At 63.9% G+C, this 16,066-nt stretch carries 8 protein-coding genes; 5 read left to right on the forward strand and 3 right to left on the reverse strand.

What is annotated here, in order from left to right; all coding sequences use genetic code 11:
* Positions 1 to 72 precede the first annotated feature (72 nt).
* The 5 genes from SJY40_RS07965 (at position 73) to SJY40_RS07985 (ending at position 11,856) form a co-directional block, all read left to right on the forward strand.
* A complete protein-coding gene (locus SJY40_RS07965; RefSeq protein WP_378944765.1) occupies positions 73 to 7,149 on the forward strand; it encodes a hypothetical protein in 7,077 nt (2,358 codons plus the stop codon).
* Positions 7,131 to 8,951, forward strand: coding sequence for a YncE family protein (locus tag SJY40_RS07970; protein ID WP_378944768.1), 1,821 nt, complete (start codon positions 7,131 to 7,133; stop codon positions 8,949 to 8,951). The genes SJY40_RS07965 and SJY40_RS07970 overlap by 19 nt, the downstream gene beginning before the upstream one ends.
* A complete protein-coding gene (locus SJY40_RS07975) occupies positions 8,948 to 9,505 on the forward strand; it encodes an SCO family protein (RefSeq protein WP_378944771.1) in 558 nt (185 codons plus the stop codon). Before SJY40_RS07970 ends, SJY40_RS07975 begins: the two co-directional genes overlap by 4 nt.
* Positions 9,502 to 10,680, forward strand: coding sequence for a c-type cytochrome (locus tag SJY40_RS07980; protein WP_378944773.1), 1,179 nt, complete (start codon positions 9,502 to 9,504; stop codon positions 10,678 to 10,680). Before SJY40_RS07975 ends, SJY40_RS07980 begins: the two co-directional genes overlap by 4 nt.
* An 87-nt stretch (positions 10,681 to 10,767) precedes the next feature.
* A complete protein-coding gene (locus SJY40_RS07985) occupies positions 10,768 to 11,856 on the forward strand; it encodes an endonuclease/exonuclease/phosphatase family protein (protein WP_378944776.1) in 1,089 nt (362 codons plus the stop codon).
* Positions 11,857 to 12,034: 178 nt separating this feature from the next.
* Here the strand turns inward: SJY40_RS07985 and SJY40_RS07990 are convergent, their stop codons facing one another.
* From SJY40_RS07990 to SJY40_RS08000, 3 genes are read right to left on the reverse strand one after another with little or no spacing between them, the layout of a single operon-like run.
* On the reverse strand, positions 12,035 to 12,670 hold the full coding sequence (locus SJY40_RS07990; RefSeq protein ID WP_378944779.1) for a hypothetical protein: 636 nt from the start codon (positions 12,668 to 12,670) through the stop codon (positions 12,035 to 12,037).
* Complete coding sequence (locus SJY40_RS07995; RefSeq protein ID WP_378944782.1) at positions 12,663 to 13,403, reverse strand: sulfotransferase; 741 nt, start codon at positions 13,401 to 13,403, stop codon at positions 12,663 to 12,665. The genes SJY40_RS07990 and SJY40_RS07995 overlap by 8 nt, the downstream gene beginning before the upstream one ends.
* 11 nt (positions 13,404 to 13,414) lie before the next feature.
* Positions 13,415 to 16,057: a glycosyltransferase gene (locus SJY40_RS08000; protein ID WP_378944785.1), complete on the reverse strand. Its 2,643-nt coding sequence runs from the start codon at positions 16,055 to 16,057 to the stop codon at positions 13,415 to 13,417.
* Between the last annotated feature and the right edge of the window lie 9 nt (positions 16,058 to 16,066).

Below are 16,066 nucleotides of genomic sequence, written 5' to 3' on the forward strand. Positions count from 1 at the left end.
CGAATCCTGATCATCAGCGAACTTAATTGAATATCGCACCCTTGATTGGGGGCTGAGAGTGGGGGCCGGGTTATGTTCAGAGTATGCATGTTCGTGGTGGTGATCTGGGCTGGTCTGGGGGCGATGTCAGCCCAAGCCGCTGAAACCGGGACGGGCTTTTGCGACCTGTCACCCGGCGACTTCAGCCAGTTGCATGCCGATGACACCCGCGCCCGCCGCGTCGTTTGCGCCGAGGTGGGGGCGCTGGACCAGATGCTGGTCTATAACCGCTTTGGGTCGCACAACCCCTTCGGCATGATCTTCGCCCTGATGCGCGACCTGGTGCCCGCCTCGCTGCCGGTGCCCGAGGACATCCTGGCCGCCTGCGCCGATGACATCGGCACCCATGCCCGCCGCGACGATCTGACCGCCGGACGGGTGCGCCTGCACGATTGCAAGCGGCCCCGCCCGTTGACCTTGCGCGCGAACGTGGGTGATGTGCTGCACGTGCGGGTGCATAATCTGCTGCGCTTCGACGATGCGCAGGGCCGGCCCGATTATTCGCAGACCTTCTGCCGACAACAGGGCGAGGACCGCGTCACCGGCGATCACGGCATCCGCGACCTGGTGTCCCAAGGCACGCGTCAGGGGTCCGAGGGCAGCTATACCGATGCACTGGTTCAGGCGCTCTGTTCCGCCGACAGCGCGGCGCAGGATGCCGAACTGGGGTCCGAGCCGTCGGATTGGCCACGCACGCGGGGGATTTCCTTCGTGATCGACGGGCTGCGCCCGCTGCAGGATCCGCGCACGGGCAAGGTTGACGACATCTGCATGGGGCTGGGCCAGCTGGCACCGGATGACGCGCCGGTCGATTGCTTCTGGCACGCCGAACGCGAGGGGCCGTATTTCATCAACTCGGTCGCCGCCCCTTCGGGGGGAGAGGGCGACGGCGGTTCGCTGACGCATGGGCTGTTCGGCAGCCTGACGGTCGAGCCTCAGGCCGCGGACCGGCCCGCGACCGAGTGGTATGTCAGCCAGACCTCGCGCGCGGGGATGGATGCGGCATGGGCGCCGAACCCGGACAGCGACCAGCCCCACGACCGCGCCAGCCCGCTGGCCTATGACGCCCGCCAGCAGGTCGATGGCGAGACCCTGCCGGTCCTGAACATCTTGGCCCCTCTTGGCGGTGCCCGCCACGAGATCGTGCACAACACGATGAACGCCATCGTCGCCGAGGACGGAAAAGCCGCCTTCCGCGAATTCTCGGTCGTCTTCCACGATGAGCTGAAGACCTTCTATACCCGCAACTTCGAGGAATTGGAGCGCTTCCCCCAGCTGGCCGGTGTCAGCGACGGCTTTGCCATCAACTATGGCGCCAGCGGTCTGGGGGCGATGATCCTGGCCAACCGCAAGGGCATCGGACCCGCAGCCGACTGCATGGAATGTCTATACGAGGAGTTCTTCCTGGAAAGCTGGGTCAACGGCGATCCGGCCCTGCTGGAGGTCTATGCCGACGACCCATCGAACGTGCATCATTCCTATCTGAACGATCCGATCGTCTTCCGGAACTTCCACGCGGGGCCGAAGGAGACCCATGTCTTCCACCTGCATGCGCACCAGTGGTTCGGCGGCAATGACGAAGGGCGCGGCGCCTATCTGGACAGCCAGACGGTCGCCCCGCGGCAGGGCTTTTCCTATCGCATCTATCACGGCGGGCTGTCGAATTACCGCCCCCCCGAAGGTGCCGATGCGCCCGCCCCCGGTCAGGGGTGGTGGGAAAGCCTGGGGTCCGGAAACCGCAACCGGACGGTGGGGGATTCGATCTTTCACTGCCACCTCTATCCGCATTTCGCCCAAGGCATGTGGGAGCTGTGGCGCGTCCATGACGTCTTCGAAGACGGATCGCGGCGGCTGCCCGACGGGCAGGCCGAACCGGGGCTGTCGACCGAACTGCTGGACCGCGATCCCGAAGGTCGCCTGACCGCCATCAAGCCGCGCCAGGGATCGGTCGATGCCGACGGTCGCTTCGTCGCCGATGCGGATGGCACCCCCATTCCCGCCATCGTCCCCCTGCCCGATCGCGCGGCGCCGCTGCTGCCGACATATGTCGATGACGACGGCACGGTGACGGCGGCGCAGGCCGTTCCCGGCTATCCCTTCTTTGTCGCGGGTCAGGCCGGACATCGCGCGCCGCAGGCCCCCATGGACATCGCCGAAACCGATGGCATCACGGGTGGCGGGCTGCGCCGCCATGTCGTAACGGGCGGGTCCGAACGCAAGCTGGGCATCACCGTCCCCACCGCTGACATGGCCATCGCCGCGCTGACCGACATGGCCACCCGCCGCCGGGTCGAGGATCTGCTGTATCGCACCACGGCCAAGATGCTGGCGCTTGGGGATTTTTCAGGCCATCTGGCCAAGGCCTCGATCCGGCTGCTGGAGAGCGACGGCCAGCCGCTGGAACGCGGTGCAATGGCCTTCCACCACAACGGCCAGCTGCCCGATGGCGACCCGTTGGTCCTGCGCGACGCCTATGGCCGCGACAGCAGCTATGACGCTACGCGCGGCGGCTATGTCAGCGCAGCACCCGGCGATCCGCTGGCCGATACGCCCGCGATGCGATTTGCGGTGAACGGCGCGCCGCCCAAGCCCGGTGCGCCCTTCGCCGACCCCTGCGGAGCGCCCGACGCCTATGCTGGGCGCGATCCGGACGATCCCGACAGCGGCCATCCGACGGCGGCGATGGCCCTGCGCGGCGACCCCTTCGACCCCGACCGGCAGGATTTCGTCCCCGATCCGGCGGTGACGGGGTTCCGGCGCTATGCGGCCTCGGCGGTGCAGGTCGATATCGTGACGAACAAGGCGGGCTGGCACGATCCGCAGGGTCGCATCAACGTGCTGACCAGCCAGTCCGACCGCTACAAGAACCTTGGCCCCAGTGCCCGCGAAGAGCCCTTCTTCTTCCGCGCCTTTTCCGGCGAATGCATCCAGTTCCGCCACACCAACGAACTGCCCAAGGAGCTGGAGCTGGACGATTTCCAGGTCCAGACGCCCACCGACACCATCGGGCAGCACATCCACCTGGTCAAATTCGACGTCACCTCGGCGGATGGGTCGGGCAACGGCTGGAACTATGAGGACGGCACCTTCGCCGCCGACGAACTGGCCACGCGGCTGTGCGCATGGGCCGAAACCGGCGATCCGCAGGCGCAGGCGATCCTGACCGATCTGGCGGACCGCGTACGCGCCACGCTGGCCACGGACGGCGGCGACCTGCCGGATCTGGCGGCGGACGCGTCCTTCTGCGAATGGGAGCCGGTGGCCGCGCATCGCATCTGGAACCTGGAACGCAGCCGCTTTCCCTATCTGTTCCAGACCACCATCCAGCGCTGGTTCGCCGATCCGATCCTGTCGGTCGAAAACCCCGAGGACCCGGATGACCCCGCCGCCATGGCCGACCGGACCATGCGCACGGTGTTTTCGCACGACCACTTCGGGCCATCCTCGATCCAGCAGCACGGGTTCTATTCCGCGCTTGTGGTCGAACCGGCGGGGAAGGAAGTCTGCAACGGCCGCGCCGATGGGGATGGCGATTGCATGACCACCGACGCGACCGAGGTGGTCGAGGGCGGAACGGATGGCATCGGCACGCATAAGGTCGTCACCGGCGGTCCTGATGACGAGTTGCATCCCGATTACCGCGAATATGCGCTGGCGATCGCGGATTTCGCGCTGCTCTATGACCCGACGGACGGGGATGGCGACGATATCGCGGCGGCGGCGGGGGAACTGCCGTCCGGCGCGATGCTGGCCGCATCCGAGCCCATCGACGCCCCCAGCCCCAAGGGTCTGGCCAAGCTGGTCTGCGAGGCCCAGCACCGCAACGCCACCGACCCCGAGGGCGCCTTGGAAAACCGTTGCGCCGCCCATGTCGCCCGCGACACCATCGACGGCACGCTGCAGGTGGTCGAAGGGCATGACGCGCCCCCCGCCATGGTCGCCCGCGACCTGATCGAGGACCCCGAGGTTCCCGCCCTGCGCCGCCACATGGCGCTGGTCCGCTATCGCGCGGGCTATGGCCAGGGAATGGCGCGTCCGGTGAATGCGCCCGCGCGCCCCGAAAGCATCTCGGTCGATCACCATGATCCCTATCTGGTGAACTATCGCGGCGAGCCGGTGCCCCTGCGCATCGGCCAGACCGCCGAAACCCTGACCCCCATCGCCATGACCGAGGAGGATCAGGACCCCCGCACCGCCTTCGACTGCTTCCTGGCGCGCCAGCCCGACATCGTGCTGCAATTCCTGCGCCGGGGTCAGGCGGGTCCGACCGCCGCCGCCGCCGATGCCCCACCCGTTCCGGGCCTTGAGGTTCCCGAAGACGCCGCGCTGGATGCCTCGATGGTCGCGGCGGCATCGGCGCTGGATTGTTCGATCGACAGCCAATCCGCCGATCCGCGCGGGAACATGTCCCATGTCTATCGGTCCGAGTTCACCGCGCCGGAACTGCAACCCGCCGATGCGCCCGCCGCCGAACCGGCACCTGCCGATGGCAGCGCCGATGCGGCCACCCTGCGCAACCGCGGCCACGGCGATCCCGCCACGCCGCTGCTGGAGACCTATTCCGACGAACGCGTGCAGATCCGGCTGATCCAGGGCGCCCAAGAGGTCCAGCACACCTTCACGCTGGAGGGTCTGCAATGGCGCCGCCAGATCGACCAGCGCTATCCCGCGACCTCGGATGAGCTGGCCGACGATCTGGAGCATGTGACCTGGGCGCAGGGTTGCCGGACCCGCGCGCGCGGCAGCATCGCCCGCCAGCACGACCGCTGGCGTCGGGGCATGCTGCGCGACAGCGACGACGGCGCCTTCTGGGGCGATCATTCGCGGCTGGTGGCGCTGTGCGACAACGTCGAGTCCTTTGTCGCCGCGCAAGAGGTCGGCATCTCGGAACACTTCGAGATCCCGGCGGCCCCCAGCAAGCATTCATCCCAGTTCCGCGTGCAGAGCGACACGACAGGCGACAGGCCGACGGCGGTGCTGGACTATATGTTCCACTTCGGATCGCTGGATGCCATCTGGAACGGGGCCTGGGGTCTGATGCGCGTCTATGACAACCCCCAGTCCCGCGACGAGACATTGCGGGTCGAGGATGCCGCCGCCTGCGACCCGGCCAGCGACGACTGCGTGATCCGCACGGCCCTGCGCCCCCTTCCCGAAACCGCCGATGCCACGGGCGCCGGACGCGGGCAGATCGACGTGCGCCAAGGGATGGATTGCCCGATGAACGCACCGCGTATCCGGGCATTTGCCGTGGCTATGCCGCTGCCGCAGGGACAGCGCTATGCCTCCTGGGCGGACGGCTATCGCGACCCGAACGGCCTCGCGCTGATCCATGTCCCCGAGGCGCTGGTGGCCCCCTGGCTGGCGGAGGGCGTGCCGATGGACAAGGTGCAGGACCTGCGCGCCGCGGCGCTGGCGCATTTCCGCGACCAGCCGATGGTGATCCGCGCCAATGCGGGCGATTGCCTGTCGCTGTCGATCGTGAACGCCATGGCGCCAGAGGCCGACCAGCCTTGCGGCCACGCCCCGAACGGCATCCCCGGCCCCGTCGCCGATTGCCTGGGCGATGCGCCCATGCCGCGCATCGTCAAGCTGAACCTTGAACCGGACTGGACCGAGGCCGACCCCGAAACCGGCATCCAGCGTCAGGCCGACAGGGTGGACATACGACCCTCGGCGCGGATCGCCTTCACCACGGCGCTGTCGATGCTGACCCGCGGAGGAGAGGCGCATCTGCCCTTCGGCGTGAACCGCACCACATCGGTCGCGCCGGGACAGGTGCATCGGGCCGATTACTACATGGGGCTGCTGCGCGTTAACTGGCGGCTGATCGACCATCTGATGGCCAGCACCGATCCCGATTTCGGGTCGAACCCCGTCAGCAACGCGCTGCAGAACTGCGGTCGGCTGAACATTGCCACAGACCCCATCGAAGGCAGCACCGCATCCGCGATCGACACCGCGCGGCAGATCCTACGGGGCGATGATCCGGACTATTACGTCATGACCATGAAGGACCCCGAACCGCGCGAACCAAGCGCAGGCCAGTTCCCCATCCACATTCTGGGATCGACCTATTGGGGGCATGTCCAGCAACGCGAACGCATTGCCCGCCCCCTGCCCCCCGGCACGCTGGAGAACGCCGCACAGATGACGGTCGATTGTGCCGTCGCCCTGCTGGATGAAAAGGGGTTGGGGGCCAGCATCGCGGGGCAGCCCGCATCCCACCCCGACCCCGATGCGGCAGCGCTGAGCGCCATCCCCTATGCCTTCGGGGCGGTGCCGTTGAAGCCGATGGGCGATCTGTTCAACCATCTGCCGCATGGGCTGTTCGGGTCGCTGGTGGTGGAACCGCAGGGCGCGACCTATGACGGGCGGTCGGCGCTGAACGGCGGGTCGGGCGAATATCTGCCCGCAGGTCCGGGCTTCCGCGGCAAGGCCCATCGCGGGCGGGGCGACAACACCCTTGTCAGCTTCAAAGACGCCGATGGCACCGAACGCAGCATCCGCGAATTCGTGCTGTTCTATCAGGACGGGCTGAACCTGTGGGACAGCCGGCCGGGGGCACGGCGTCTGGCCATCGACAGCCCGGCGGACGGGCCTTTCCTGCCGATCGTGGAAAACTGCATCGTCTGCGACGACAGCTATGATCTGGGAGAAAAGGCCGTCAGCTATCTGTCGCCCGCCTTCAATCGCAGGCTGCGCAGCCCTTCGGGTCAGGGGCCGGGGTCCGACAGCGACCTGAACGCCGAAGTCTTCCCCGCCGATTTCCGGTCGCAGAGGGACAGCCTGACCTCGAATTCGCTGCGGCTCTGGGCACTTCCGGGCGAAGAGGTTCTGATCCGCGTCATCCATCCCGGCGGGCGCGCGAGGCAGCGGGCCTTCGTCACCGTCGGCAACGACTATGACGACCTGGTGCCGGGCTTCGGTTTCCCGCATTCGGCGCTGCTGGCGCCGGGCAAGGCGATCTCGGCGGCATTCGCGGCGCCGGTGCGGTCGGGTTGCTATCTGTGGGCCGACGGGCCGCGCCAGATCGAGGCTTCGGGCGCATGGGGCGTTCTGGACGTGCTGGACGACACGGGGGCGACATCATGCGGCTTTCACGACTGATCGCGGGGGTGGTGCTGTCGGTGGCCGCCGCGCAAGCCCCGGCGCAGGGGCTTGATCCGGGCTTTGACGGCGGTGCGCGGGTCCAGATCACCCTTGCCGATCTAGACGATCAGCCGCTGGCCCGGCCCGTGGCCGGCACGCCCTTCCGCATCCTTGTCCGGCTGCGCGATCCGGCCAGCGAACGCCCGGTGACGGACGAACACCTCAGCGGCTGGATCCGCCCGGTCGAGCGGTCGAACGGTGAGTGCCGCGATGCCGCCCGCGCCAACACGCTGGCGGGCGACAGCCTGCCGCGCGGCACCACCGATCTGGGGCGGTCGCTTTACGGGGTGCGCCATGACGACGGGACGGTCTCGATCGTGGATTGGGAACATTCGCTGGCCTCGGCCAACATGCTGGCAATGGTGCGGATGCCGCAGATGCCCACGGCCATCACCGCCCTGCCCGATGATTTCGGCTTTGTGCTGGCCGATGACGCAGGCGCGCGCTTTGCGCTGGATGCGGCGGCAGGGACCCAACCGCGCGCCCTGCCCGATATCGGCGGGACCGGCGCGATGCTGGTCACGCCCGATGGCTGGATGGCGCAGGGGGATCGGCTGATCGATCCCGATAGGGCGTCGTTCACCCTGCCCGCCCCGGTGCTGGCCCTGCGCCCCGCCCTGTTCGATGCCGATCTGGGCCGCTTCATGGGCGTGGCCGTTCTGACGCAGGGCGGCACGGGGTTCGTCGCGGATGGCGCGGGACTTTCGCCCCCCGTGCAGGGTCCGCCGGATGCCACCGACATCGCGCATCTGCCCGATGCCCGGGCGATGTTCTTTACCGACGGCAGCGACCGGCTGAGCGTCGTCTATGGCGCCGACCGCCGCATCACCGCGCCCCTGCCCGCCCCCGCCGATCGCATATCGGCGTCACCCGAAGGCGATCTGGCGCTTGCATGGTCGCAGCAGTCCTCGGCGCTGTCGGTCGTGGATGTGGCGACGGGACAGGTGGTGCAGGCAGTGCATCTGAACCGCGCGCCGCTTGATCAGCCCCTGCGCGACATCGCCTTTGCCGAAGGGGCCGCCTTCCTTGCCCTGCGGGACCTAGATTTCGTCGTGGTGCTGGATCTGGAGCAGGCGCGCCGTGGTGCGCCAGCCGCCGCACGTCCCGTGCGGATCGGCCCCAAGGTCGCGGACATGCCGCCCGATGCGGGGCCCTTCCTGATCCAGACCACCCGCGGCCATGCCAGCCAGACGGTGCTGGCGCTGCATCCGGGCCTGTCCACCGCCTTTCCCGTCAAGCGCGACAGCGGCAATGCCACCGCGCCGATGAACGGTTTTCGCATCCGCGGCGCCCGCCCCCTTGGCATGGCGGAACTGTCGGCCGGCCTGACCGAGACCGCCCCCGGCGATTACCGTGCGGCCACGGTCCTTGCGCAGGGCGGCCCGCATGAGCTGATCGTCTCGGCGGGTCCGGGACGATTCACGGCCTGCCTGCAGATCGAGGTTCAGGGCCCGGTGCAATCGCAGATGGTGCTGCAACTGACCGTCCACGACGGCGGCCCAATGCAGGACGGGCGCGCCATCGACCTGCAACTGCTGGACCGTCGCGGAACGGCGCAAAGCTGGCCCGCGCGCATGCCGCTGATCCTGCAATCGCTGCAGACGGGATGGCGCGAACAGGTGCTGGCGCAGCCGATGCCCGATGGCGGCCACCGCGCCATCGTGGCCAGCCTGCCGCAGGGGATCATCAGCGTCGCGCTGGACCAGTCCCTGCCCCGCGGACTTGCCATCAACCCCACCACGCTTGAGGTGACGCCATGATCCGCAGCCTTGCCCTGATCCTTACGACAGCCATTCCGGCCGCCGCACAGCCCCCCACGGTCATGACGCAATCCGCCACGGGCCTGCCCGATGCGCCCGTGACCGATCAGTTCGGCAACCGCATGCGGTTTCGCGATGCGGTGGGCGACCAGATCTTTGTGCTGAATTTCACCTATACCCGCTGCCCCGAACTTTGCGGGATGGCCGATCTGTATCTGACCGACATCGACGAAAGGCGGGACGAGCTGGACCGCCCCGTCCGGCTGGTCACCCTGACGCTGGACCCCGCGCGCGACCGCCCCGACGATCTGCTGGAACGCCATCGCGACTTCGGCAGCCCCCGCGACTGGCTGCGCCTGACCGGAGAGCCGTCGCAGATCCTGCCCCTGTTGCGCAGGCTGGGCGCATGGGACGGCGGCCCGCTCGAGGATCACAAGCTGTTCGTCATCGTGGGCGACGGCCATGGCCGCCACATGACCCGGCTGGAGGCCGATCCCTGGCTGCCCGAGCGTATCTTCCAGATCGCCTCGGATCTGGCTCAGCATGGCAAATGAGGGCGCGGGCCGCGCTGATATGGCTGATGCTGTCCTGCGCCGCGCAGGCCGATCCGGCAGTCGATCGCGGCCGCGCCATCTATGCGGGCGATCCGGGGACAGGCCTGCAGGTCCAGGTGGGCCAACGCCTGCGTCCCGCGCGCGGCATATCCTGCGCGGGCTGCCACGGCCATGACGCCCAAGGCGGCGCCGAGGTCCAATCCGGCCCCGCCATCGACTGGCCCGCGCTTGAGGCCCAAGGCTATACGCCGGCTTCATTCGCACGCGCGCTGACGCAGGGGATCGCGCCCGATGGCAGGACGCTTGGCGGGGCCATGCCGCGCCTTGCCTTCGCCAGCCCGCATGATGCCGCGGCGCTTGTGGCGTTTCTGACGCAAATCAGCGCTGAACAGCGCAAAGGCATCACTCCGCAGGCCGTGACCTTCCAACGCCCGCCCCCTGAGTTTGCGCTGGCACCCTTCTGGCAGGCGTTCGAAGCGCAGATCGCTGCCCTTGCCCCGCAAGGCGTCTTCGGCCGCCAAATACGCCTTTCGATTGACCCCGGCTTCGCGCGCATCGGTGCCTTGCGCCCCGCCCCCGCCGATGGTCAGCCCAGCCTTTTTCCCCTGCACCCGCTGATCGGAGACGAAGACCCCGCCACCACCCGTGGCGCCTTTGCCAGTCTTTCCGCCCAAGTGCAGGCGATGGCGGCGCGGCATCCGCAACTGGCCGTACTGGCCCCACCCACAACCCGGATGCGGCTGGCGGATGCCCTGCCCGATGGCCGGATCGCCGTGATCGGCACGGATGCCCTGCCGGTGGACAGACCCGTCATGATGCTGGGTGCAGACCAGTTGGCTAAAATGCCACCCGGTGCGGATATCCTGACAACACTGGACGATCTGGCCCTGACCCCGCCCGCCCCGGGGCGCTGCGTACAGGCAACCGATCCCCGCCCCGCCGATACCGCAACGGATGGTGCCATGGCGCAATATGGCCGTGTCGCCGCAACAGCTTTGATCGAGGCGCTGCGCCTTTGTCAGGCCGATTGCACCCGCGCGGGGTTGATGCGCGCCTTTGATCGCGTGGAACTGCAACCGCCCGATTGGCCTGCGCTGGACTATGCCGACCATCCCCTGACCGGCACCGATCAGGTGCGCATCATCAAGCTGTGCGACCCCGTCCCGCGCCCCTGAACTACCCTTGCGGGTGATTGCGCGCTGGCACAGGGGGCCTGTCCGGATTACATCGGAAAGGTGGCGGGATCATCCGAAGGACACGACATGGCATTGCAGTTCACCCTGAAATTTCTGGCGATCGGGCTGGTCTGGATCATGGCAGCCGTCGTTGCGGTGGTAACCGCGCTGCCGTTCTGGGACAGCAACATCTGGTGGATCAGGGCGCTGGACTTTCCGCGGCTGCAGATCGCGATCGCGGCAGCGGTGGTCATGGTGGCGGGACTGTTCATGCCCGGCGCATCGCGCATCGCCGTGCCGGTGTTGATGGCGGCGGCGCTGTGCTATCAAGTGGCGCGGATCTTTCCCTACACCGTCTTTGCCAGCCCCGAACTGGAACTGGCCGCCGAAGGGCCGGACCAGCTGCGCGTGCTGTCAACCAATGTGCTGATGGAAAACGACCGCCACGACCTGATGCTGGAACGCATCCGTCAGTACGATCCCGACATCCTGCTGCTGATGGAAACCGATCAGGCCTGGCTGGACGCCATGGAGCCGGCCCTGACCAATTACACCACCGTCGTCCGCCAGCCGCAGGACAATTACTATGGGATGATCTTTGCGACGCGCCTGACCGCCTCCGAGGCCCGGATCGTTCATTTGACCGATGACCAGACGCCGTCGCTTTTTGCCAAGCTGACCTCGTCCGAGGGGCGCAAGTTCCGCTTCGTGGGCCTGCATCCCCGCCCGCCCGTTCCGGGCGAAGATACCGAAAAACGCGACCGCCAGATCTATTACGCGGCCAAATTCGCATCGTCATCCGACGAACCGCTGGTCGTGGCCGGAGATTTCAACGACGTTGCCTGGTCCGACACCTCTCGCAGTTTCAAGCATGTCGGGCAATACCTCGACCCGCGGATCGGTCGGGGCATGTACGCCAGCTTTGACGCCAACCGCTGGTGGCTGCGCTTTCCCATCGACCAGCTTTACGTAACCGAGGGCATCGCCGTGACCTCGCTGCAGCGGTTGGACCCTATCGGATCGGACCACTTCCCGATGGCCGCCACATTGAACATGGACCCCGAGGTCGCCGAGCGCCTGAACATTACCCCCGCACCCATTTCCGACGACGAACAGCGCCTGATCGACAAGGCCGTCGCAGAGATGCGGGATGAACTGGGACATGAGGAATTTTAAAAGCTCATATGAGACTACAGGAGGTACCCAGCATCAGGGATTGGCCCGTAGAATTGCCAATCCCCCCCATAGATTGTAGTCTCAGATCTTAAATATCACGCCGCGCATGTAGTTCCCTCTGTATCAACTAGAATGCGATCCAATGGAAACCAACAACCATATACCGACAGGGTCAGGTCTATAAATCCGCCGCATTTGATAATATTTCATTCCAAACATCATACGATGCGTTGTTTGCGGCACTATAGGGGGCAAAAGCATCAATTACCCCGATGAGAATATTGTCACCATACCTATAAACCGATCCGGGTTTCCGGTCAGGGTCTAACTCAACGTACAACAACCTTCCCGGCCCGCGCTCGGATATTGCGGCGCCGATGTTGCCCAGATCAGCCCGCGAAATTCCCTCATTACGCTTGTATACGAAAGTTTTCTCACCGCTTGAGAGCAACGAGTTCAGCTTGTCACGCAGATAGAAAACCTTCCCAGATTCTTCTATCCATATTTTTTTCCGCTCTTCCAAATCGGAAATGTCAAAATTTCCATCAGTGGAATACATTCTAGTATGAAACGCCAATCCAGACCCATTATCTTTGACCATTCTTGGAGCCGAAGGAAACAGATTCTCGAATTTATATATCGATTCAAAGCTATTTCTTATACATTCAGCCAGCGCTTGAGGTGGGCTAATCGCCCATCGTAACAAACCACCCGGTTCGACGCCCGCATGGCGCTGAACGAAGCCGAATTCACAGTTACTGCCTAAACTCTCAAAATCAATTAGGCGATTTACATCAGAAGGAATTTCATGCATGCCTAAGCCTATTTCCTAAAATACTAGCGACGGAATCGATGTCGAGATCTTCGTTGAGAAAATCAAATATCTCCTTCACGTATGAAGGCCCTTCTGCGTATCTTTCGTATTCGACCGTAAAACAAGAATCACTAAAATCTTTTGAGAATTGAGCATACAAACGATCAGCCGATGCTATCATTTCCAACACATCGCTTTGACTTCTGTTCTTCCACCATGCAGATTTCGCTACATCCCCCGCAGTGCGTGTCTGAAATATGAACTTAGACTTCGGGAAGGTGAATTTTATAAACCTAAGAAATTTAGGGAAAAAGACCCGATCCTCATGCCATCTGATTTCCTTAAACCCCGAAACCCTAGTTTCTTTATTTGGCCTTAATATTTCGGATACGAACTTATCGGCTATTGAACATCTAAAGGAGTTAGGGTTGACCAGCTCGGCTCCGTACCAAGGATCACCGCTGGTACCAATGATATCACGCAAGAATTCTTTTTGTTCCTGCTTGCTTTTATTAATATCTTCTCTACGCCATATAAAATTTTCCCAGGTTGAAGTAACTGTCGCAGCTCTTGCGAGGTGATATAAAATATTGCCGTTCTCACCTCTAATTTGGTACCCTGGGATGGAATTCAATAGCTTCTGGGTTAGCGTGGATCCAGAACGCCCATATGTTACAACAAACACATAACCATCTTGAGGGGCGTGGAGAGCCGGGTAAAGATTTGCTTGCATTTTTATTCCTCTCAGGGCTGTTCCGGCCCCGCCTCCATCATCGCCGCAAGACGCGCCATCACCGGTGCGACGGCACTATCCCAATCGCGCCCCTGCATATCCTGACGCGCCTGTGTCGACAGTCTGTACAGCAGTTTCCGGTCACTTGCCATTCGTCTCAAGGCCTTGACGGCTTCGATCACGGTATCGTCCTGCGACAGGACAACGCCATTTTGCCAATGGTTTACCACTTCCGAAACGGCACCGGCGTCGGTTGCGACCGGCACCACCCCCGAACGCATCGCTTCGAGGATGGTCAGAGGCAGGCCTTCGAAATACGAGGGCAGAATGAAGACGTCGGCCCATTCGAGCGCTTTGGCCAGGTCCTCGGGGTTGGTCAGCGCGGGCTCGATCATGCGATGGATGCGTGAAGGAAGCCGAGCGCCGTTGCCGGCCACCACTTGCTTGCCAATCAGGCGCCATTGCACTGATGGAATTTCTGTCTGTGACAGGTTGACGATCCCGATTAGGCGTTCAAGGCCTTTCTGCTGATCAAGACGGCCCAGATATATGACCTTCAAGCCTTCATATGCCCCAACGCTGCCATGACGTGCGTTGATGGCGTCCTTAGATGTGTCGGAAAGTTCGAAGCCGGGCGCGTTCAGGACAGGGACGATCTTTTCCTCTGGGACGCCCATGGCATGGCACCAATCGGCAAGCTGTTGGGAACAGGGCATGAAAAGGTCATAGGCATGTTCGAAAGCCAGTCCTAGATAGGTGTTGCCGACCAGACGCTTGAACGGGCTGTGATCATTCAGGTGCAGCGACAGGCCAGTCTTGACGCCGAACTTGCGCAGACGCCCCATAAGACCTGAAATCGCGCCGCCGTGGAAATTGATGACCACATCGAGCCAAGCCAACATCGCCGTTGCGTCCCGTTGGTCGCCATGGCGGGACCAGTCGGAGACGTCCGTGCCGATATAGCTTGAACTTGCCCCGCCCCATGTCGCGAAATTCCGATCCGCCAAGAAAGTCACGCTCTCGAAAGCATCGTGCCATTCGGCGCTAAACTGGCAGCCATCTGAATCGATAATAAAGAGATGCGGACGCCATCCGGCACGTTTCATCGCGCGGGCGGTGTTCAGCGCGACCCGTTCAACGCCACCGAACTCTACAAGCGGAAGGACGAAGCCTACGTCCTTGGCCTTAGCCGAAACACGGGGATAAGCAGCGTTGGCAAGGGTCGGGATCCGTGTGATCTCATGCGTGCGGGACCGCCAAGGGATGTCGGGGCGACGCCAGTCCCAGTTCATGTCAAGCGAACCGCGCATGGGCGACGCGCGGAATTGCGAACAAAGTGCGACGAAATCATGCGCCGCGGCCTGATACGGCGTCTGGCCGTCAGGGAAGAACTGGTAGTTCAGCTGATAGCCGATGGAGAGGGTCGGCACTGCGCAAGGCCGCGCAGCAACCCCGGCCGCCCAATTGATCGAACTGTCGCGGACGATCTCGGTCATGACCCCGGGTCTGACCATCAGGATGGCAGCATTCAATTCACGTCCGCCGTGGACGTCTTCCTCGATCCAGGAGAGGCGTTCCGCCTCTTGTGGTTGCAATTCCACTGCGACGAAGGGCTTTTGCGCCAGTTGACGCTCCATTGTCCACAACAGTCCATGCAGAAGCTTGGCCGACGTCAGCTGCGCAAGTACGGCAGAATGCGTGACCACCAGGATGGGCGGACAGTGATGGTGCGTGTTGTCGGTCTGCGTCCGCCACCACATCGTTTCGAACTCTGCCACCGAGATGCGTCTCTGCTCACTCAGGTCGGGATCGGTGGTCAGCAGGACCTCATCACAGTCGCTGAGATATAGTGCATAACGAGGTGCCTCGACCTGCTCCAGCTGTGCCAGGCCACGTGGGCTGAAGATTGCCTTGTGCTTCTTGCGCATCGCGCTGCGAATGGCTTCGGCGTCGCGTTCAGAATCGGCCAACATCGATTCAGCGCGCTTGCGGTACAGAAACCCGAAATTCTCGAGGTTCTTCCCACGAAAGCCCGCCTCTGCTGCCGTTAGAAAGAAATCCCAGTCCTCGAAGCCGGACATGAAAGTGATATCGAAAAAGACCCCCGCCTCGAAGACCTTGCGGCGGATAAGGCTGCCCGCCTCACAGATGTTCATGGCTGTATGGACCAGCAGTGAGTAGTCGCCACCATAATCGCCGGCCCATTGGAGTCCGAACATGTCGATATTCGGATAGATCCAGTCCGCTGCAGGATCGTCGTGCAAAGCCTGCAGCGCGTTGTTTAACGCATCGGGACGCAGCCGGTTGTCGGCATCCAGCATATAGATAGCCTCGACCGACGGCCAAGCATTCATGGCATGGCGGATGCCGTGGTTCCGGGCGTCGCTTAGCCCGCCATTGGGCTTGCGCAGATAGATGATGCGGTCGGGGTATGCCATGGCATAGTCACGGCAGACACGATCCGTTTCGTGATGAGGGCAACCGTCATTCACCAGAACGATCGCGATCTGCGCAGCGCCGCGCTGTTCCAGGACGCTGTCAATTGCTTCCGACAACAGAACAGAGTGGCGGTAGATCGGCACCACCACGGCGATCTCGGGCGAGGTCACCGCTGCGGAAGAATGCGGCATAGGCGAGGGTGCATTGTCGAGCATGTTGATCAC

It is taken from the genome of Paracoccus sp. R86501 (assembly GCF_042466435.1).
Classification (GTDB): Bacteria; Pseudomonadota; Alphaproteobacteria; order Rhodobacterales; family Rhodobacteraceae; genus Paracoccus.